Source organism: Rhodococcus sp. IEGM 1366 (assembly GCF_033142425.1).
GTDB lineage: Bacteria > Actinomycetota > Actinomycetes > Mycobacteriales > Mycobacteriaceae > Rhodococcus_F > Rhodococcus_F globerula.
On sequence record NZ_JAWLRZ010000004.1, the window covers coordinates 216,089 to 235,619 of the forward strand.

A 19,531-nucleotide genomic window follows, 5' to 3' on the forward strand; every position below is an offset into this window, starting at 1 on the left:
TAACCTCACCTGCGTGGCCCTCATACACAGTGCGCAATTGAATCCGTCGAAGATCGAACTGCTCAGGGCTTGGGTGCCTGGGCAACCGTGGGTCGGATCCGCCGATACCTCGAGCCTCGAGCACATCGACGCGTACCGCTTCGATGATCCGGACGGCGAGGTCGGCATCGAGACGCATCTGCTCCGCACTGCGGACGGAGCGGTTCTCCAGATCCCGCTCACGTATCGAGGTGCTCCACTCGCCGGGGCGGAAGCCTTCCTGATCTCCACCATGGACCATTCCGTCCTGGGACAGCGCTGGGTGTACGACGCGTGCTGCGATCCGGTGTATGTCCGCGCACTGGCAACGACCATCGTCACCGGAGGAACCGAAGCGGCGCTGGAGTTCGCTGACCCCGGCAATGCCCGTGAGGTCACAACACATGTGTTGGGTAGCGGGTCCGGAGACGTTCCATCGATTAGGGCGGTGAACTGCTCCTCCGTGGGTTCGGCAACAACGATGGGTTCGGCAACAACGATGGGTTCGGCAACAACGATCACATCCGGGACGCTGGAACTGACGGTGTTCAGAGTGATCGACGCCGGCGCTGAATTGGGTGAACTCACCCTGGCCGGAACGTGGCCCGGCCAGGCTGAGCGTGCCTTGCTCGCGTCGCTGCAGATCGGTTAGTGCGAACCTTCGATAATTCCGGGCATCGCGTCGTAGTCGAAGACTCGCGCATGGAGAACGACGCGATTCCGCAGTGCTGAACGCACCGCCCGGTGCAGGCCGTCTTCGAGGTACAAGGTGCCCTTCCACTGGACGGCGTGTGGGAAGAGATCGCCGTAGAACGTGGAATCCTCCGACAGAAGGCGGTCAAGCTCGAGGACCTTGGTGGTGGTCACGATCTCGTCGAGCCGGACCTGACGCGGCGGAAATTTGGACCAGTCACGAAGGGACAGTCCGTGGTCGGGATACGGCTTGCCGTCCATCACGCCCTTGAAAATCATGACTCCACAGTAAGGCCACCACCCGAGACTGGCGCTCGGGCGATTAGACTGCCAGTTGAGATCAGTGCACACAGCGCGCGGGAAACGGAGGTCGCAACGATGTCGAGTACCGACGACAGGCGATTCGAGGTTCTGCGCGCAATTGTCGCGGACTACGTTTCCACGCAGGATCCGGTCGGATCGAAGGCTCTGGTCGAGCGTCACAACCTTGGTGTGTCGAGTGCCACCGTGCGCAACGACATGGCGTTTCTCGAAGCCGAGGGCTACATCGCCCAACCCCACACCAGTTCTGGGCGCGTGCCGACAGACAAGGGATACCGTGAGTTCGTCGACCGCATAGCCGACGTCAAACCGCTGTCCGGGCCCGAGCGTCGCGCCATTCTGGAATTTCTGGAATCCGGCGTCGACCTCGACGACGTGCTGCGGCGCGGTGTGCGTCTGCTGGCTCAGTTGACCCGGCAGGTAGCCGTAGTTCAGTACCCGACACTCTCGGCGTCGTCGGTCCGTCATCTCGAAGTGGTGGCGTTGACCCCGGCGAGGTTGCTTCTCGTTCTCATCACCGACTCCGGGCGCGTCGATCAGCGCATCGTCGAGTTGGGTGACGTTCTGGTGGACGAGGATCTGTCCAGGTTGCGTGCATTGCTGGGCGGCGCGCTGGAAGGCAAGCGTCTGGCAGCAGCCTCCATCGCCGTCTCCGAACTGGCCGACGAGGCTCCCGACGATTTGCGCGACGCCGTTGTCCGGTCCGCGACGATCCTGGTCGAGACGCTGGTCGAGCATCCCGAGGAGCGTCTTGTCCTCGGCGGAACGGCCAACCTGACGCGCAACGCCTCCGACTTCTCCGGCCTGGCCGGATTCCCGGGTTCGTTGCGGGCGGTTCTCGAAGCGCTCGAAGAGCAGGTAGTGGTGCTGAAACTGCTGGCATCGACCCAGAACGCCGGGATGGTCACTGTCCGGATCGGTGAAGAAACTCAGGTCGAGCAAATGCGCGGGACCTCCGTGATTTCGACGGGCTACGGTGCGGCCGGTACCGTTTTCGGTGGTGTCGGTGTGCTCGGTCCCACTCGGATGGACTATCCGGGAACAATTGCATCGGTTGCCGCCGTTGCCAGATACATCGGCGAAGTCCTCTCCGAACGATGACGTGCGTCGCCGCAGGCCGACGTTCCTCTTCGTGAGGTACGAGGAAAACTAGAAGTAAGAGAAGGACGAGAGAAAAAACGTGGCACGGGATTACTACGGATTGCTCGGCGTCGACAAGAACGCGACCGATCAGGAACTCAAGCGCGCATACCGCAAGCTGGCTCGCGAACTGCACCCTGACGTCAACCCGGACGAGGCAGCGCAGGCCCAGTTCAAGGAGATCTCGACGGCGTACGAGGTTCTCACCGATCCGGAGAAGCGTCGCATCGTGGACCTCGGCGGCGATCCCCTCGAATCCGGTGGGGGCGGCGGTGGCGGCTTCGGCGGTGGATTCGGTGGCGGCGGCCTCGGCGACGTCTTCGAAGCGTTCTTCGGTGGCGGCGGTGGCGCAGGCCGTGGACCTCGCGGTCGCGTGCAGCCCGGTGCCGATTCCCTGCTGCGCACCAAACTGACTCTCGAAGAATGTGCGACTGGCGTCAGCAAGCACGTCACCGTCGAGACCGCGATTCTGTGTGACAGCTGCACGGGCGCCGGCACGAACGGTGATTCCAAGCCTGTCCGTTGTGAGACGTGTAACGGCGCCGGTGAAGTGCAGTCTGTCCAGCGTTCGTTCCTCGGCCAGGTCATGACGTCGCGTCCGTGCCCCACGTGCCGCGGCGCCGGCGAGACCATTCCCGATCCGTGCCACAAGTGTGGTGGCGACGGCCGCGTGCGTGCGAAGCGCGACATCACCGTGAAGGTTCCGGCGGGTGTTGCAGGCGGCATGCGTATCCGTTTGACCGCACAGGGTGAGGTCGGCCCCGGCGGTGGACATCCCGGCGACCTGTACGTCGAGATCGTCGAGCAGCAGCATGAGGTCTTCGTCCGCGACGGCGAAGATCTGCACTGCACCATTCGTGTCCCCATGGTCGATGCGGCGCTGGGTACGACGGTCACCGTTGACACCATCATCGACGGCCCCAAGGAAATCGTCATCGAGCCGGGAACTCAGCCCGGTCACGTCGCCGTTGTTCGCGGACACGGTATGCCGAAGTTGCGGTCCGGTACGCGCGGCGATCTCCACGCTCACCTCGAAGTGGTCATCCCGAGCCGCCTCGACAACAAGCAGTCCAAGTTGCTCAAGGAATTCAAGTTGCTCCGCGATCGTGACGAGGCCGAAGTTGTCTCCACCGGGTCGCAGAACAGTGGCGGGTTGTTCTCGCGTCTTCGCGAAGCATTCAGCGGCCGCTGACAGTGGCTGCGACGGTCTTTTTCCTCGACCCCGTTCCGGGCGTCGGTGAGACTGCGGTTCTGGACGGTCCGGAGGGTCGCCATGCGGCGACCGTCCGCCGGATCGGTGTCGGTGAGCGCCTCGTACTGGCTGACGGCCGTGGCCGCGTCGCCGACGCCGAGGTGATCGCAGCCGGGAAAGACCGCTTGGAACTTCTGGTCAGTGACGTACAGGTACTCGAGCAACCGAAGCCGCTGGTGACACTCGTTCAGGCATTGCCGAAGGCGGAGCGTTCCGAGTTGGCTGTCGAGTTGGCCACCGAGGCCGGTATCGATGCCGTCATTCCGTGGCAGTCACTGCGGTGCGTCGCCAAATGGGAAGGCGCGAAGCTCACCAAAGGCGTCGCTCGTTGGCGTAGTGCCGCGGTGTCGGCGGCCAAGCAGTCGCGCCGGGCATTTGTTCCGGAGATCGCTGAGCTGCACAAGACCGCGGCTGTGGTTGCGGTGGTTCGCGAAGCCGTTGCGCGCGGCGCCGTGGTAGCTGTTCTGCACGAGTCGGCCACCACTGCGCTGGCGGCACTTCCCCTGGCAAGTGCGGAAGAAGTATTTCTGGTTGTCGGACCTGAAGGTGGGCTCGACGACTCGGAAATCGCTGCACTCTCGGAGGCGGGCGCAACCCCCGTGCTACTCGGCCCGACTGTGCTGCGAACCTCGACGGCCGGCGCAGTTGCATTGGGGGCCATCGGTGTTCTGACCGATCGCTGGGGACCACGACCGCTGCACTGATCGGTATGTGATCTGAAGCCAATTGAGACCTTGCGCTCAGCGAAGTGTCAGCCATGACCACTATCGTTGAATTGCCCGGCGGCGTTCCGCGGGTTCGTTCGGAAATCTCAGGAGGAATGATGCGCTCACGTGCGCACAAGCGAGTTGCAGGCGCGGTGGCTGCCGTCGCGGCAATGATGCTGGCTGCGGGGTGCACCGTATCCACTGACGACAAGGCCGATCCGGCTGCGAGTGCTGTTGCCACCACGGCAACCAGCGTCGCTGTCATCTCGGTGTCGCCTGCAGAAGGCGGCACTCCGATCAACCCGCTCGACCCCATCACCGTCGAGGTCGCCAAAGGCACTTTGACCAGTGTCACCCTCACGAACCCTGAGGGTAAGGACGTCGCCGGAATCATCACCCCGGACAAGACGGCGTGGAAGCCGAGTGAACCACTGGGCTACGGCAAGTCCTACGACCTGGTTGTCGATGCAGTCGACTCGAATGGTGTTGCCACAACCAAGAATACGACGCTCACGACGGTCGCCCCGAGCAATCAAACGCGGGCATACATCAACACCACCGGCGGCGCGTCGATCTCCGAGGGCGGCACTTACGGCGTCGGCACCGTCGTTGCGGTTCACTTCGACGAATCGATCGGAGACAAGGCCGCTGCCGAGAAGTCGCTACTGGTGACGACCAATCCGCCGGTCACCGGATCCTGGTACTGGGTGGACAGCCAGAACGTTCACTGGCGCCCGCAGGAGTACTACACGCCGGGAACCACGGTGTCGGTGAGCGCAAACATCTACGGCAAAGAGTTAGGCAAGGGTCTGTACGGCGAGCAGGACGACACCGTCGCCTTCACGATCGGTGACTCCCACATCTCCATTGCCGACGACAACACCAAGATGGTGACCGTGTACGAAAACGGTCAGGTGATCAAGGAAATGCCGACGTCCATGGGCATGGGTGGAACCGAAACCATCGGCGACACCACACTGTCCTTCTGGACACAACCAGGCACGTACACCGTCATGGACAAGGCAAACCCGGTCATCATGGACTCGTCCACGTACGGTCTGCCCATCAACTCCCGGCTCGGGTACAAAGAGACCATCAACTGGGCGACGCGTATCAGCACCGACGGTATCTATCTGCACGAGTTGGAAAGCACCGTCTGGGCTCAGGGCAACACCGACACGTCACACGGTTGCCTCAATCTCAGTGCGGCCAATGCCAAATGGTTCTTCGACTTCGCACAGCCCGGTGACGTTGTCGAGATCAAGAACACCGGTGGCGCTCCGCTCGAGGTGTGGCAGAACGGCGACTGGAGCCTGTCCTGGGACCAGTGGGCCGCGGGCAGCGCCCTCGCCTGAGCTAGGTTTTCCTGGTGTCTCGGATCAAGATCTCCTACGGTTCCCACGGTCAGCAGTTCGGTCATCTGTACGTTCCCGATACCGTTGACGGCCCAGTTCCTGTGGTCATGCAAATCCACGGCGGATTCTGGAGCGGGCAATACGGACTGAATCTCGGCACTGCATTTGCCGTCGAACTCGCGCGAGCTGGTGTGGCGGTCTGGAACATCGAGTACCGGCGCCTTGGGGCCGGCGGCGGCTGGCCGGAGATGTCCACAGACGTGAAAACCGCGTACGACGCGATTCCCGGGATTGTGGCCGAAGCTTCCGGCGTCGTGTTCGACCTGACGCAGGTTCGCCTTGTCGGGCACTCCGCCGGTGGGCACCTCGCGGTCTGGCTGGCGGGGGAGAAGGACGTGTTCACGCGCCCGGAGCGCGTTGTCGCGCAAGCCGCTGCACTGGATCTCGCGTCGGCGGCCGAGCGTGGTCGACGTATCAGCTACATCGAGGATCTTTTCGGCATCCCCTTCGAATCGGATCCGGATCTGTATCGGAGTGCGTCGCCGCAACATCGGTTGCCGATCGGCGTCCCCGTCGTATGTGTGACGGGCAGCGATGATCTGCAAGTCCCAGCCAAGGTCAGTGCGCGGTACGTGAAAGCGGCGCAGGCAGCCGGTGATCCCGTGGCATTGCGTGTGGTCGAGGGCGAGGGGCACGATGCATTTCTCTCGCCCGGGGCCGAGTCGTGGAGGGTCTCCCGTGAACTGGTTCTGGAAGACCCACCGGCTACGTCACACTGATACCAGAGCCTTTTTGCGCGGCAGGATGAACGCGACGACGATCGCGCCGACGAGCAGTGCGAGGCCGCCCGCCCAACTGGCGGCCGAGATCGCGTCGGCATACGCGGCACCGGCTGCGTCGAGTAGCGGCTGAGCTCGAGCCGCGGCCAATGGATTGTCGGCCATCTCTTCGGCGACCAGGGAAGCGCCGCCGACGGATTCTCCGGACACTTCGAGTGCGTAGGCGGCTTGCTCGGCCAGTTCGCCGGTCAGTTGCGGGACCTGCATTCCGCTGATGAATCCTGCTATCGAATCTTTGTAGCTTGCAGCCAGAATCGAGCCGAGGATGGCAATTCCGAGTGATCCGCCGAGTTCGATGGCAGTGTCGTTGAGACCGCCGGCACCGCCAAGATCGTCCTCGGAGAAGTTGTCCATGATGGCGTCGGTGGCCGGTGGTTCACTGAGGCCGATGCCGAGCCCGAGCAGGATCAGCGGGACCGCGAACATCCAGTAGCCGGAGTTGCCGTCCACCTGCGTGAGGATGAGGACGCCGATCGCAGCGATGAGCATGCCACCGACGATGGATGCGCGGACACCGATCAGCGGGGTGATCCGGCCGCTGACCACCGCACCGATCGACACGGCAATTGCCAAGGGCAACAGACGGACACCGGTCTCGAGTGCTCCGTATCCGAGAATGAACTGGAATTGCTGCGAGATGTAGTAGATAGCGCCGAATGCGGCCAGGAACAGAAGCAGTACGGCAAGTGTGGCGCCGCCGACCACACGCTGACCGAGTTTACGGACGTCGAGGAGCGGTTGGGGATGCCGCAGTTCCCAGACGACAAACATCGTGAGGCCGAGTGCGGCAAGCACTGCTGCGCTGATGGGTCCTGCGGTCCACCCGAAGTGGAAGCCGTTGATGATCGAGTAGACAAGTGCGCCGATGGTGACGACCGACAGCGCGCCGCCGATCCAGTCGATGCGACCGAGGTGCTCGGCCTTGCTCGGCGGCACCAGGAATACGGCGGCCAGGGCAGCAACTGCTGCGATTGGAACGTTGATCAGGAATGTGGCACTCCAGGAATGACTTTCGAGAATCCATCCGGCCAGCAGAGGGCCGAGCGCGATGGCAAGACCCGAGGTGGCTGCCCACGCTGCGATAGCGCGTGAGCGTTCGGATTTCGGGAAGGTCGCGACCAGGAGTGACAGCGTCGCGGGCATGATGATCGCGGCACCGACGCCCATGATCATGCGGGCCGCGATGACGGCGGTGGTGGTGTCGGCAATGCTGCCGAAGACTGCGCCGCCGGCGAACACCGCGAGTCCGGCGAGGAGTGCACCGCGACGACTGTACTTGTCGCCGATCACGCCGAACAGCAGCATCAACGCGGCGTAGGGGACCGTGTAGCCGTCGATGACCCATTGAAGTTGTGTGCTGGTGAGTCCGAGGTCGCGGGTCATGTCCGGCGCCGCGACGATCAGTGCCGTGTTGGCCATGACCACGATCAGCAAGCTCAGACACAGCACCCCGAGCGCGGCCCATCGCCGTGGATACGGCTGGTCCATTTCTGTGACCGGTTTGCTCACGAGTGTTGTCATGGCGCGACTCCGTTTCTGATCTATTTGCACAGTGCTGTGTAAGTTAATAACTTGCACACCATTGTGCAACTATCATTGATGTAGATCACACGAGGAAGGTGGACAACGCGTTGACGGAATCGGGAACTGCTGTGCCGGCAACGCGGCAGCGACGCAGTCAGGCGCGGGCGAACCGCAGTCGCATCATCGAAGCGGCGATCACAGCATTTGCAGTCGATCCCGACGCCAGCATGGACGACGTCGCAAAAGCCGCCGGCGTCGTGCGGCGGACCGTGTACGCACACTTCGAGAGCCGTGACGCCCTGATCAACGGAATCGTGGACGAGGCGTCCGCTGATCTGGTGGCGGCATTGAGTCGCGCCGGGGAGCCGCCCGAGAACCCGGAACTTGCGACCGCCGTGCTGGCGTTGTTGGCCTGGCCGGTGGGAGATCGGTTCCGGGTGCTGCTCAGCTTCGCCCGAAAGGAATTGGGTGAGCAGCGCATCCTCGACCTGATGGAACCCGCTCGCGCCTTGAGCATCAGAGTTGTCGAGCAAGGCCAGCGAGAAGGTATCTTCTCGACCTATCTGCCGGCCGAAACCTTGGTAGCGATGACCGAATCGGTGACCATCACGCTGTTCGACCAGGCAAACAGTGGGGTGATCACGGACTCGGGAGAGTCCTTCGCGATCGTGTGTCTCGTCCTGGTCGGGATCAGCCCGGACCGCAGCGCGGAGATAGTCGCGGACGCCTGGAAATGGATCCGAAAGTCAGTGCCGCCCGTTGCGCCCGAGGATTAACAAGTGGGCGGTGTCGGACTCGGGCGCTAGACTTCGAAGTATCGGAGCCCTCGGGTCGAGCGGGCTCTTTCGGACCAGGAAGCAGGCCATATTCTCCACGTGAGTGAACACAGTGAGTTCGGCGGCAACCGTACATCCACCGTTACCGAGCGCGCTCTGCCCGCAGAGCGCACCGTCCGATCGAGTATGGACCTGGCGCCGGAGACCGTGCGTCAACTCCTGGGATCGACGGACGAAAACCTCACCGCGATCGAACGTGAGCTTTCTGCCGATATTCACGTTCGTGGCGGCACCATCACACTGTCCGGAACACCGGCCGACGTTGCCCTCGCGGAGCGGGTATTCGCCGAGCTGGCCGTGATGGCCAGGCGCGGGCAGCCCATCGCACCCGACGCCGTCCGCAGAACCATCGGCATGCTCACCAACGAGGTCGGGGAGTCCCCGGCCGAGGTGCTCTCGCTCGACATCTTGTCGCGGCGCGGCAAGACAATTCGTCCCAAGACGCTCAACCAGAAGCGCTACGTCGACGCGATCGACGAGAACACCATCGTCTTCGGCATCGGGCCGGCAGGCACCGGTAAGACGTACCTTGCGATGGCCAAGGCTGTGCAGGCCTTACAGTCCAAGTCGGTCTCACGCATCATCCTGACGCGTCCGGCCGTCGAGGCGGGCGAGCGGTTGGGATTCCTGCCTGGCACGTTGCACGAGAAAATCGATCCGTACCTGCGCCCCTTGCACGACGCACTGCACGACATGATGGATCCCGAGGCCATTCCGAAACTGATGGCAGCCGGGGTCATCGAGGTGGCGCCACTGGCGTACATGCGTGGTCGCACCCTGAATGACGCGTTCATCATCCTGGACGAGGCGCAGAACACCACGGCCGAACAGATGAAGATGTTCCTCACCAGGCTCGGATTCGGATCCAAGATCGTTGTCACCGGAGACGTCACGCAGGTCGACCTCCCGGGCGGTGCTCGATCGGGCCTACGGGCGGCATCCGAAATCCTCACGGGCATCAACGATATCCACTTCGCGAAGCTCGACAGCAGCGACGTCGTCCGCCATCGATTGGTCTCCGACATCGTCGACGCCTACGAACGCCACGAAACGGATCGCGACGGGGAGCCGAGGCTCGGCAACCGAGCACAACGCCGCGCTGCGCATGCTCATTCACCTCGACGGTAGGCTGAGCGACGCACCAACCCCTACTTTTCCCAGGAAAGAGCGTCGCACATGAGCATCGAGGTCTCGAACGAATCGGGCATGGACATCTCCGAACCGGAGTTGATCAGTGTCGCCCGTTTCGTGATCGCACGGATGGATGTCCATCCGGCGGCCGAGCTGTCGATGGTTCTCGTCGACTCCGCGACGATGGCAGATCTGCACGTCCGGTGGATGGATCTTCCGGGGCCGACGGACGTCATGTCCTTCCCGATGGACGAACTGGAGCCAGGCGGACGCCCCGACTCCCCGGAACCCGGACCGTCGATGCTCGGCGACATCGTCCTGTGCCCGTCGTTCGCGGCCGATCAGGCAGACAAGGCCGGGCATTCACTGGCCCACGAGCTTGCGTTGCTGACGGTCCACGGGGTGCTGCACCTCCTCGGCTACGACCACGCGGAGCCGGAAGAGGAGAAGGAGATGTTCGGACTGCAGAACAGTCTCCTGGAAGAGTGGTACGAGGATTTGCGTCGGATCGAACGCGAGGCCGCGCTGGCGGAGCGAGATCAGAAACTGCTCGGCAAGACCGGGTTCGTCGACGGCGCAGACCGATAATCGAACAGCCGGGGGATCTGTAGTGAGTAGCGCAATCGCGCTGTTGGTACTAGCCGTTGCTCTGGTCCCGGTCGGTGGACTCTTCGCCGCCGTGGATTCGGCGCTCAACACAATATCGTCGGCACGCATCGACGAGATGGCAAAAGAGGAGCGAGCAGGCGCTGAGCGCGTGCAACGCATTCTGACCGATCGTCCGCGATACGTGAATCTCATGGTGTTGCTTCGCATTTTGTGCGAGATCACCGCAACAGTCGTGTTGGCAGGCGCACTCATCGATGTGATGTCGATGGGCTGGGCTCTGACAACCACGGCTGCTGTCATGGTGTTGGTCTCGTACGTGGTGATCGGTGTCGGGCCGAGGACGCTTGGTCGTCAACATGCGTACTCGATCGCTCTGACGGCGTCGTTGCCGCTGTTGTGGATCGGTGTTCTTCTCGGGCCGGTCAGTCGCATCCTCATTCTTCTGGGTAATGCGCTGACGCCGGGTAAAGGATTTCGGAACGGCCCGTTCGCGTCGGAAATCGAACTGCGTGAACTGGTCGACATGGCACAGGCTCGCGGCGTCGTGGACGACGAAGAGCGTCGCATGATCCAGTCCGTGTTCGATCTCGGCGACACGTCCGCCCGCGAGGTCATGGTGCCACGCACCGACATGGTGTGGATCGAGAACGACAAGAGCGCCGGACAGGCAACATCGTTGGCAGTGCGCAGCGGACACTCGCGCCTACCGGTGATCGGTGAGAACGTCGACGACGTTCTTGGTGTCGTGTACCTGAAAGACCTGGTGAAACAGACCTATCACCTGCCCGACGGCGGCCGCAGCGTCAATGTCTGTGAGGTGATGCGTCCGGCGGTATTCGTTCCGGATTCCAAGCCACTCGACAGCCTGCTCGCCGAAATGCAGCGCGACCGCAACCACATGGCGATCCTCGTCGACGAGTACGGCGGAATTGCCGGCCTCGCGACCATCGAGGACGTCATCGAGGAAATCGTCGGCGAGATCGCGGACGAGTACGACGAAGACGAGACACCACCCGTCGAAGATCTCGGTGACGGGATGTTCCGCGTCTCGGCGCGCCTGCCCATCGAGGACCTCGGCGAACTGTTCGATCTGGAACTCGAGAACGACGAAGTCGAGACCGTCGGCGGTTTGATCGGTTACGTGCTCGGCCGGGTGCCGCTACCCGGATCCGAGGTGGAGTACGACGGTTTGATCCTGCGCGGTGAGGGAACGAACACCGGCCGTGGACGTGTGCGCATCAGCACGGTTTTTGTGCAGCGTGCGCCTCGCTCGGAAGACGATGCGGCAGAAGACAACGATGACTGAGCGAGACGTTCTACGAGGAGTAGGTATGAGTAAGAAGGAATTCCGGTCGGGGTTCGTGTGTTTCGTCGGCCGGCCCAATACGGGTAAGTCCACGTTGACGAACGCGTTGGTCGGCAGCAAGATCGCCATCACGTCCTCGCGTCCGCAGACGACGCGCCACACGATCCGCGGCATCGTGCACCGCGAGAATTCCCAGCTGATCCTGGTGGACACTCCGGGTCTGCACAAGCCGCGCACCCTGCTCGGCCAGCGCCTCAACGACCTGGTTCGTGACACGTACTCAGAGGTCGACGTCATTTGCCTGTGCATTCCGGCTGACGAGCCCATCGGCCCCGGCGACCGCTGGATCGTGCAGCAGGTCCGCCAGATGGCGCCAAAGACGACGCTGGTCGGCATCGTCACCAAGATCGACAAGGTCAGCCGCGACGCCGTCGGCAAGCAGTTGCTAGCACTGTCCACCCTGCTCGGACCCGAGTGCGAAGTTGTGCCTGTGTCCGCCCAGTCGGGTGAGCAGGTCGAGATCCTGGTCGACGTGCTGTCCGGTCTGATGGACGAGGGTCCGGCCTTCTACCCCGACGGTGAATTGACGGATGAGCCCGAAGAGGTGCTCATGGCCGAACTCATCCGTGAAGCCGCGCTCGAGGGTCTGGGCGAGGAATTGCCGCACTCTCTCGCCGTCGTGATCGAAGAGGTCATTCCGCGTGAAGGACGCACCGAGAAGCAGGGCGAGATGCTCGACGTCCACGCTTTGCTCTATGTCGAGCGGCCCAGCCAGAAGGGCATCGTTATCGGCAAGGGCGGAGCGCGCCTACGGGAAGTCGGCACCAGCGCGCGTCTGCAGATCGAGAAGCTCCTCGGTGTGCGGATCTTCCTGGAGTTGCACGTCAAGGTTGCCAAGGACTGGCAGCGCGACCCCAAGCAGTTGGGCCGGCTCGGGTTCTAGGGCGCAGCCCCTTTGAGTACCAACAGGATCGACGACGCAACATCCGCGTTGTCGATACCTGTTGCCAGGCGGCGCAGTTGTAGGCCCACGATCATCGCGACGAGGTAGGACGCGACGGATTCCGGATCAGGTGCCCCGAGCGCGGTCAGGACTGCGACTCCCAAAGAGTCGTACGCCGCAAAACACTCCGCGGCTATCTGGTGAAGTTCGTGATCGCGGCCTGCGGCGACGAACATTTCGAACGGTGCGATCCGCTCGACCACAAAAGCGATGTCCTGCGCGATGCTCTCCGTGGCGGCCTCCGCATCCTCCGCGCTCAAATCCTGGTCGCGGTACTGCTCGACGAGGTCGAGAATGCGGGCAGTCTCCTCGGCGGCAAACCGGGACAGTGCGGCCCGGAGCATGTCCGACTGGCTCGGAAAGTGATACGTGACGGAACCCAGTGACACCCCGGCGTCGGATGCAATGCGACGGTTACTCACACCGGAGATACCTTCGGTGGCAACGATGTGAAGTACCGCGTCGAGGATGCTTGTTCGGATGTCTACTGCGGCCATTTGGGCTCACCACCACTGTTGAGGACGACTCTGATCCCAGCGGAGCACCGACTCCAATTGCGAGGCGAGCGAAACCAGCAACGGCTCAGTGCTCTCGCTACCCATCAATTGTGCTCCGATCGGCAGGCCGGCGCTGCTGAATCCCGCGGGGATATTGATCGAGGGCCACCCGAGGACATTCCATGGCCAGGCATACGGGCACGCCGCAGTCATCACCTTGTCGGTTTGCCAGCCGCCGATACCGTCGATAGCGGTGACCGGGATCGGCGGAGTTGCCGTGGTTGGCGCAAGGACAACGTCGTACTTGTCGAAGATTGCGCCGATGCGCCTGCGCATTCTCGGCTCGGCCGCGCGAGCGGCACGCAACGGTGCCCCGCGAAGTAGCTTGCCGCTCTGTGCATTTCCGCGAGTTCTCGGGTCTGCGAGCGCCGGGTCGGGGAGGCGCCCGAGCCAATCGTGTACCCCGACGAGTGAGCGTGGCAGGAAGTTGAGGCCGAAGATCAGTCCGTAGGCGGGATCGTCCACGACGACGCGATGGCCGAGACTGCGCAGCGTGTCGGCGACGGCATATACAGCCCTTCGCACTTCGGGATCGAGTGTGACCGGTGTAGCGGTGAACGGATTACGCAGGGAGAGAGCAATGTTCAGCCTTCCGGGATCGCGGCCGACCGCGTCGCTGACCGTGAGTGGCGTCGGCGTGTGTAGGTCGCCGTCGTGGTTTCCGGCTGCTACGTCGAGGAGAAGGGCTGCGTCGGCGACCGTGCGGGCAAGTGGTCCGTTGACGGTCAGGCCGTAGAACGCTTCGGCGTCGGGCCACGTGGAGATGCGGCCACGCTGTGGTTTGATGCCGACCAGATTGGTCCAGGCCGCTGGTATCCGGATCGACCCGGCTCCGTCGGAACCGATTCCGGCGCTGACCAATCCGGCCGCAACCGCGGCTGCGGTACCGCCGGACGAACCGCCGGGAGTGTGCTCACGTGACCATGGATTGCGGGTGTATCCGAAGGCGCTACCGCTGGTGAGCGGCCACTGGCCTAGTTCAGGGCTGTTGGTCTTTCCAACGATGACAGCGCCGGCGGCGCGTAACCGTCGAACCATCTCGGAATCTTCCGTCTTGACGGGGAAGTCGCCGGGGCAACCGAATGCAGTGGGCTCGCCGGTGATGTCGACATCGTCCTTGACCGCGATGGGTACGCCCAGGAGCGGGAGTCGCTCGCCGCGGGCAAGCCGGCGGTCTGCGTCGGCGGCTTCCTCGAGAGCTTGCCGGCGGCGAACGATCTTGAACGCATTGAGTGTCGACTGCGCTGCGTCGATGCGGTCGAGTGTCTCGGTCGTGGCTGTTACGGACGACGTGGCGCCCGACGTCAGGCCGGCCACCTGATCGATCAAGGTAGGGGCATGGCGCAGTTCCGTATGCGGTCTCGGCGGCATTGAACTCCTTAATTCGGAACTTATCGAGCGACCGATCAGCAACGCGTTTCAGTATCGACGACGGTGGGTGGCGCGTCAAGATTCCGTCAAGACGGTTGTCCGCTGTGTAAACGGATCGTCAGAGAGCGTCAAAGCCGACATTTTCAGGTCGAAGCTGGGAGAGCGCTCCTGGTGCGTCATGGCTGCGATGAACTGCAGCACGGTTTTTGATGTCGAAGAGGGAAGCTCATGGCCGACTTGGCCTACGTTGCTCTGATTCTTGGTGGTTTTCTCGTGTGCGCACTGGTTCTTCGCGCCTTACAAGCGAGCGCTCCCAAATGACGGTCGCCGGTGTTGTCAGCGCCGTGCTGATTGCCGTGGCCGCGGCTCTGGTTGTTTATCTCCTTGTTGCGCTCGTAGATCCTGAGAGGTTCTGATGTCGCCCGCTCTGGCAGCCGGACTGCAGATTGCGTTTGTTCTGATTGTGTTGGCGATCGCGTACGTTCCGGTTGGCGATTACATGGCTCGGGTGTACACCTCGACCCGTGATCTGCGGGTGGAGAGCGTCATCTACCGCGTCGGCCGGATCGATTCACGGGCTGAGCAGACGTGGTACGGCTACGCCGCCAGTGTGCTGGGATTCTCGCTCGCGAGTGCGTTGCTGCTCTACTTCCTTCAGCGGATACAGGGTGTATTGCCGCTCAGTGACGGGCTGTCAGGGGTGAGCCCGGCGGTGGCGTTCAATACGGCGATTTCCTTTGTGGCCAATACGAACTGGCAGTCATACACTCCGGAAACGACGATGAGCAATGTCGTTCAGCCGTTGGGTTTGGCTGTTCAGAACTTCGTATCGGCAGCTGTGGGTATGGCGGTGGCGATTGCGCTCGTTCGCGGCTTCGTCCGAGTAGCGAGGGGCGGTGAGATCGGGAACTTCTGGGTAGACCTCACACGAGGATGCCTTCGTATCCTGTTGCCGTTCTCGTTTGTGATCGCACTGATCCTGTTGAGTCAGGGCGTGATTCAGTCGTTCCACAGCGGATTTGCGTCGACGGGTCTCGACGGAAATGCCGTCACCAATGCGCTTGCGCCGGTGGCGTCGCAGGAAGCGATCAAGGAACTCGGAACCAATGGCGGCGGAATCCTTGCTGCCAACTCCGCCCATCCGTTCGAGAATCCGACGCCGCTCAGCAACATCGTCGAAATTCTGGCGATACTGCTGATTCCGGTCTGTCTGACAAGGACTTTCGGAACGATGGTCAGTGACCGCCGTCAAGGGCTGACGCTGCTCGCTGTGATGGGTCTGTTGTGGAGCGGATTGCTGGCCGTCACATTGGCCGCTGAATCCGGTGCTCGCGGTGTCGCCGCAACCGCAGCAGGTTCGATGATGGAAGGTAAGGAAGTCCGCTTCGGGATTCCCGGATCGGCATTGTTCGCGGTGAGCACCACCGGAACATCCACCGGCGCAGTCAACTCCGCACACGACAGTATGTCTCCCTTGGGCGGCGGTGCGGTCCTACTCAACATGCTGCTCGGGGAAATCGCTCCCGGCGGGGTCGGAACCGGTCTGTACGGCATCTTGGTCCTCGCGCTGATCGCGGTGTTTGTCGGCGGACTCCTGGTTGGCCGCACTCCCGAGTACCTCGGTAAGAAACTCGGCCGACGTGAAATCACCCTGGCAGCGCTCTCGATTCTGGTGATGCCTGCGCTGGTGTTGATCGGCACCGGCATCACAGTGATTCTCGGGTCGACCTTGGGATATCAAGGAAACGGCGGAGATCCGGGTTCGCCGGGGTCCATCCACGGCTTCAGTGAAGTGCTGTACGCCTTCGCGTCGGCGTCGAACAACAACGGCAGCGCATTCGGCGGTTTGACCGTCACGAGCGACTGGTTCCAGTCCTCGCTCGGTATCGCCATGCTGTTCGGCCGCTTCCTGCCCATCATCTTTGTGCTCGCATTGGCCGGATCATTGGCATCGCAGAAGAAGGTGGCGCCCACCGTCGGTACCCTGCCCACGTCGGGGCCGATGTTCACCGGACTCCTCACCGGCACCGTTGTGTTGGTTGCCGCACTCACATTCTTCCCGGCCCTCGCACTGGGCCCTATCGCGGAGGCGCTCCAATGACCATGAATACCGAAGCGACCCTCAATACCGAAGAAAAACCTGTGGCGGTGGACAGCGTCGACGGCGCCGTCCATTCCCACCACGTCAAGGCCGGCGCGTTCAACCCGCGGCAGATGATCACTGCACTACCGGGCGCCGTACGCAAGCTCGACCCGCGGCATCTCGCCCGCAATCCGGTGATGTTCGTAGTGTTCGTCGGCTCCGTCATCACGACGGTCATGGCGATTGCCGAACCGTCCGTCTTCTCTTGGGTGATCACACTGTGGCTCTGGTTCACGGTGATCTTTGCCAACCTCGCCGAATCCGTGGCCGAGGGGCGCGGTAAGGCGCAGGCCGCCAGTCTGCGAAAGGTGAAGCAGGACACCACTGCCCATCGCATCACGCAGAGTGGTGCCATCGAGATGGTGTCCGGTACCGACCTCGTTGTCGGCGATCGGGTGATCGTGGTGGCGGGTGAGGTCATACCGGGCGACGGCGATGTCGTCGAAGGTATCGCTTCAGTCGACGAGTCCGCCATCACCGGCGAATCCGCACCGGTGGTCCGCGAATCGGGTGGTGACCGGTGCGCCGTCACCGGTGGTACGACGGTACTCTCCGACCGCATCGTCGTGGAGATCACGGCGGCACCCGGCCAGTCGTTTGTGGACCGGATGATTGCGTTGGTCGAGGGCGCTTCGCGTCAGAAGACACCGAACGAGATTGCGCTCAACATCCTGCTTGCGTCGCTCACGGTGATCTTCCTGCTCGCGGTCGTTGCAATCGGTCCGATGGGGTTGTACGCCGGCCACGAGCAGGATCCGATCAAATTGATCGCCCTTCTGGTGTGCCTGATCCCGACTACGATCGGCGCACTGCTGTCCGCTATCGGCATCGCCGGGATGGATCGTCTGGTGCAGCGCAACGTGCTTGCGATGTCGGGACGCGCCGTCGAAGCTGCCGGGGATATCGACACACTGTTGATGGACAAGACCGGAACCATCACCTTCGGTAATCGCCGGGCCACGGCGCTGCATCCCGCTCCGGGTGTCTCGGCGCTCGAGCTTGCTGCCGCAGCGCGGTTGTCGAGCCTTGCGGACGGAACTCCCGAGGGGCGCAGCATTGTCGAACTGTGCGCCGCACAGTTCGGCCTGGGAACCGAACCGACAGCGGACGAGAACCGGGCAGAGTTCGTTCCGTTCACAGCGCAGACGCGTATGAGTGGACTGGACCTGCCTGGTCGCGAGATCCGCAAAGGCGCGGCCGATGCCGTCCTGGGCTGGATTGCGCGAAACGGCGGAACAGTCGATGTTGCCGTCACCGATTCCGTGGGCGAGATAGCCCAGGCGGGCGGTACACCACTTGTTGTGGCTGTGGCAGAGGGTGAGAAAGCGTCGGTTCTGGGCGTCATCGCACTCTCGGACGTCGTCAAGCCCGGTATGGCAGAGCGGTTTGCGGAACTGCGCGCCATGGGAATCCGCACGATTATGATCACCGGAGACAATCCGTTGACCGCCAAGGCCATTGCGGACGAAGCTGGTGTGGACGACTTCATGGCGGAAGCAACGCCGGAAGACAAGCTTGCCCTGATCCGAAAGGAACAGGAGGGTGGTCGCCTCGTGGCGATGACCGGCGACGGTACCAATGACGCTCCCGCACTGGCGCAATCGGACGTCGGCGTCGCGATGAACACCGGTACCTCGGCGGCCAAAGAGGCCGGGAACATGGTGGATCTTGATTCCGATCCCACCAAGTTGATCGAGATCGTCGAGATCGGCAAGCAGTTGCTCATCACTCGCGGCGCGTTGACCACGTTCTCGCTGGCAAACGACCTCGCGAAGTACTTTGCGATTCTGCCGGCTCTGTTCAGTGGTATCTACCCGCAGTTGGATGCGCTGAACATCATGCGACTGGCCACTCCCGAGTCGGCAATCGTCTCGGCCGTGATCTTCAATGCGCTTGTCATCATCGCGCTGATTCCACTGTCCCTGAAGGGCGTTCGATACCGGCCGTCGACGGCGTCGGCGCTGCTCGGCCGAAATCTGCTGGTGTACGGACTCGGCGGTGTGATCACGCCGTTCATCGGTATCTGGCTGATCGATCTTGTTGTTCGTTTGATTCCCGGGATTGGGTGACCTGCCATGCGTTTCACTATCGGTTTTGCCAAACAGGTGTGGGCGGGCCTTCTGGTGCTGCTGTCGCTCACCGTGATTCTCGGCGTGATCTATCCCGCCGCGGTCTGGGGAGTTGGCCGGATCAGTTCCGGTTCCGCTGAAGGATCACCAGTGACCGATGCGGCCGGGTGCGTAGTCGGAAGTGCTTGGGTAGGCGTCGATCCGCAGGTGCCGGAGGGAGCGCGCGACCCGTTCTTCCACAACCGGGTTGTGGGCTCGGTTGCGGACGAGGACCCCTTTGCAACGGGTGATCCCGCCGCTGCGTTGCCCTTGAACCAGGGGCCTAGCAGTGAGATTCTTGCCGACTTCATCGCCGAGCGTCGGGCCGCCATCGCGGATCGCGAGGGTGTAGACCCGTCGTCCGTCCCCGTTGACGCCGTCACCGGTTCGGGCTCGGGCATCGATCCGCACATCAGCCCGGTTTACGCGCTGCTGCAGGTGCCCCGGGTTGCCTCGACCAACGGGATATCCGAAGACGCGGTACGGGAATTGGTGAGCGAGCACACCGACGGGCGGCAGTTGGGCTTCCTCGGTGAGGAGCGCGTCAACGTCCTCGAACTGAATCTTGCTCTCGGATTGACGGCGCCTACGTGTGCCACGTCGACTGCTGGTGGATGA

At 62.7% G+C, this 19,531-nt stretch carries 19 protein-coding genes; 15 read left to right on the forward strand and 4 right to left on the reverse strand.

Annotated features, from left to right (window positions below):
- The first annotated feature begins 13 nt into the window (after positions 1–13).
- Positions 14–670, forward strand: coding sequence for a CG0192-related protein (locus R4P64_RS13735; protein WP_317821261.1), 657 nt, complete (start codon positions 14–16; stop codon positions 668–670).
- Here the strand turns inward: R4P64_RS13735 and R4P64_RS13740 are convergent.
- Positions 667–990: a type II toxin-antitoxin system VapB family antitoxin gene (locus R4P64_RS13740; RefSeq protein WP_033232977.1), complete on the reverse strand. Its 324-nt coding sequence runs from the start codon at positions 988–990 to the stop codon at positions 667–669. The genes R4P64_RS13735 and R4P64_RS13740 overlap by 4 nt on opposite strands.
- Before the next feature lie 99 nt (positions 991–1,089).
- Between R4P64_RS13740 and hrcA the strand changes: the two genes are divergently transcribed.
- The 5 genes from hrcA to R4P64_RS13765 all read left to right on the forward strand — a co-directional run bounded on the left by hrcA (position 1,090) and on the right by R4P64_RS13765 (position 6,265).
- A complete protein-coding gene (hrcA, locus tag R4P64_RS13745; protein ID WP_033232979.1) occupies positions 1,090–2,133 on the forward strand; it encodes a heat-inducible transcriptional repressor HrcA in 1,044 nt (347 codons plus the stop codon).
- 79 nt (positions 2,134–2,212) lie between these two features.
- The gene (gene dnaJ, locus R4P64_RS13750; protein ID WP_033232981.1) at positions 2,213–3,364 is read left to right on the forward strand and encodes a molecular chaperone DnaJ; all 1,152 of its coding nucleotides are present in this window, start codon (positions 2,213–2,215) and stop codon (positions 3,362–3,364) included.
- Positions 3,365–3,366: 2 nt separating this feature from the next.
- Positions 3,367–4,128 (forward strand): 16S rRNA (uracil(1498)-N(3))-methyltransferase, encoded by a 762-nt coding sequence (locus R4P64_RS13755; protein WP_317821264.1) that lies wholly within the window; start codon positions 3,367–3,369, stop codon positions 4,126–4,128.
- 119 nt (positions 4,129–4,247) lie between these two features.
- Positions 4,248–5,486: an Ig-like domain-containing protein gene (locus R4P64_RS13760; RefSeq protein WP_317821606.1), complete on the forward strand. Its 1,239-nt coding sequence runs from the start codon at positions 4,248–4,250 to the stop codon at positions 5,484–5,486.
- Between the two features lie 14 nt (positions 5,487–5,500).
- Positions 5,501–6,265: an alpha/beta hydrolase gene (locus R4P64_RS13765; protein ID WP_317821266.1), complete on the forward strand. Its 765-nt coding sequence runs from the start codon at positions 5,501–5,503 to the stop codon at positions 6,263–6,265.
- Here the strand turns inward: R4P64_RS13765 and R4P64_RS13770 are convergent.
- Positions 6,257–7,846: an MFS transporter gene (locus R4P64_RS13770; RefSeq protein ID WP_317821268.1), complete on the reverse strand. Its 1,590-nt coding sequence runs from the start codon at positions 7,844–7,846 to the stop codon at positions 6,257–6,259. The two genes, R4P64_RS13765 and R4P64_RS13770, sit on opposite strands and share 9 nt — an antisense overlap.
- 98 nt (positions 7,847–7,944) lie before the next feature.
- On the opposite strand from R4P64_RS13770, the gene R4P64_RS13775 reads away from it, so the two are divergent.
- The 5 genes from R4P64_RS13775 to era all read left to right on the forward strand — a co-directional run bounded on the left by R4P64_RS13775 (position 7,945) and on the right by era (position 12,674).
- Entirely contained in the window at positions 7,945–8,625 is a 681-nt protein-coding gene (locus R4P64_RS13775) for a TetR/AcrR family transcriptional regulator (protein WP_317821270.1), read from the forward strand.
- Between the two features lie 99 nt (positions 8,626–8,724).
- Positions 8,725–9,813 (forward strand): PhoH family protein, encoded by a 1,089-nt coding sequence (locus R4P64_RS13780; RefSeq protein WP_033232988.1) that lies wholly within the window; start codon positions 8,725–8,727, stop codon positions 9,811–9,813.
- A 48-nt stretch (positions 9,814–9,861) separates the two neighbouring features.
- Positions 9,862–10,404 (forward strand): rRNA maturation RNase YbeY, encoded by a 543-nt coding sequence (ybeY, locus tag R4P64_RS13785; protein ID WP_033232989.1) that lies wholly within the window; start codon positions 9,862–9,864, stop codon positions 10,402–10,404.
- Between the two features lie 22 nt (positions 10,405–10,426).
- Positions 10,427–11,731, forward strand: a complete 1,305-nt coding sequence (locus R4P64_RS13790) for a hemolysin family protein (protein ID WP_033232990.1) — start codon at positions 10,427–10,429, stop codon at positions 11,729–11,731.
- Between the two features lie 25 nt (positions 11,732–11,756).
- Positions 11,757–12,674 (forward strand): GTPase Era, encoded by a 918-nt coding sequence (gene era, locus R4P64_RS13795; RefSeq protein WP_033232991.1) that lies wholly within the window; start codon positions 11,757–11,759, stop codon positions 12,672–12,674.
- Here the strand turns inward: era and R4P64_RS13800 are convergent.
- Both R4P64_RS13800 and R4P64_RS13805 read right to left on the reverse strand, forming a co-directional pair.
- A complete protein-coding gene (locus R4P64_RS13800) occupies positions 12,671–13,231 on the reverse strand; it encodes a TetR/AcrR family transcriptional regulator (protein ID WP_172936687.1) in 561 nt (186 codons plus the stop codon). The two genes, era and R4P64_RS13800, sit on opposite strands and share 4 nt — an antisense overlap.
- Positions 13,232–13,237: 6 nt before the next feature.
- Positions 13,238–14,662, reverse strand: coding sequence for an amidase (locus R4P64_RS13805; RefSeq protein WP_317821271.1), 1,425 nt, complete (start codon positions 14,660–14,662; stop codon positions 13,238–13,240).
- Positions 14,663–14,979: 317 nt separating this feature from the next.
- Here R4P64_RS13805 and kdpF point away from each other — a divergent pair, with 317 nt between their 5' ends.
- From kdpF to R4P64_RS13825, 4 genes are all read left to right on the forward strand, one after another.
- Positions 14,980–15,078 carry a K(+)-transporting ATPase subunit F gene (kdpF, locus tag R4P64_RS13810; protein ID WP_317821272.1) on the forward strand — a complete coding sequence of 33 codons (99 nt, stop codon included), beginning with the start codon at positions 14,980–14,982 and terminating at the stop codon, positions 15,076–15,078.
- The gene (gene kdpA, locus R4P64_RS13815; RefSeq protein ID WP_045066999.1) at positions 15,078–16,763 is read left to right on the forward strand and encodes a potassium-transporting ATPase subunit KdpA; all 1,686 of its coding nucleotides are present in this window, start codon (positions 15,078–15,080) and stop codon (positions 16,761–16,763) included. Before kdpF ends, kdpA begins: the two co-directional genes overlap by 1 nt.
- Positions 16,764–16,876: 113 nt before the next feature.
- Positions 16,877–18,874, forward strand: a complete 1,998-nt coding sequence (kdpB, locus tag R4P64_RS13820; protein ID WP_230590070.1) for a potassium-transporting ATPase subunit KdpB — start codon at positions 16,877–16,879, stop codon at positions 18,872–18,874.
- Positions 18,875–18,880: 6 nt separating this feature from the next.
- Positions 18,881–19,531 (forward strand): potassium-transporting ATPase subunit C, encoded by a 651-nt coding sequence (locus tag R4P64_RS13825; protein ID WP_317821273.1) that lies wholly within the window; start codon positions 18,881–18,883, stop codon positions 19,529–19,531.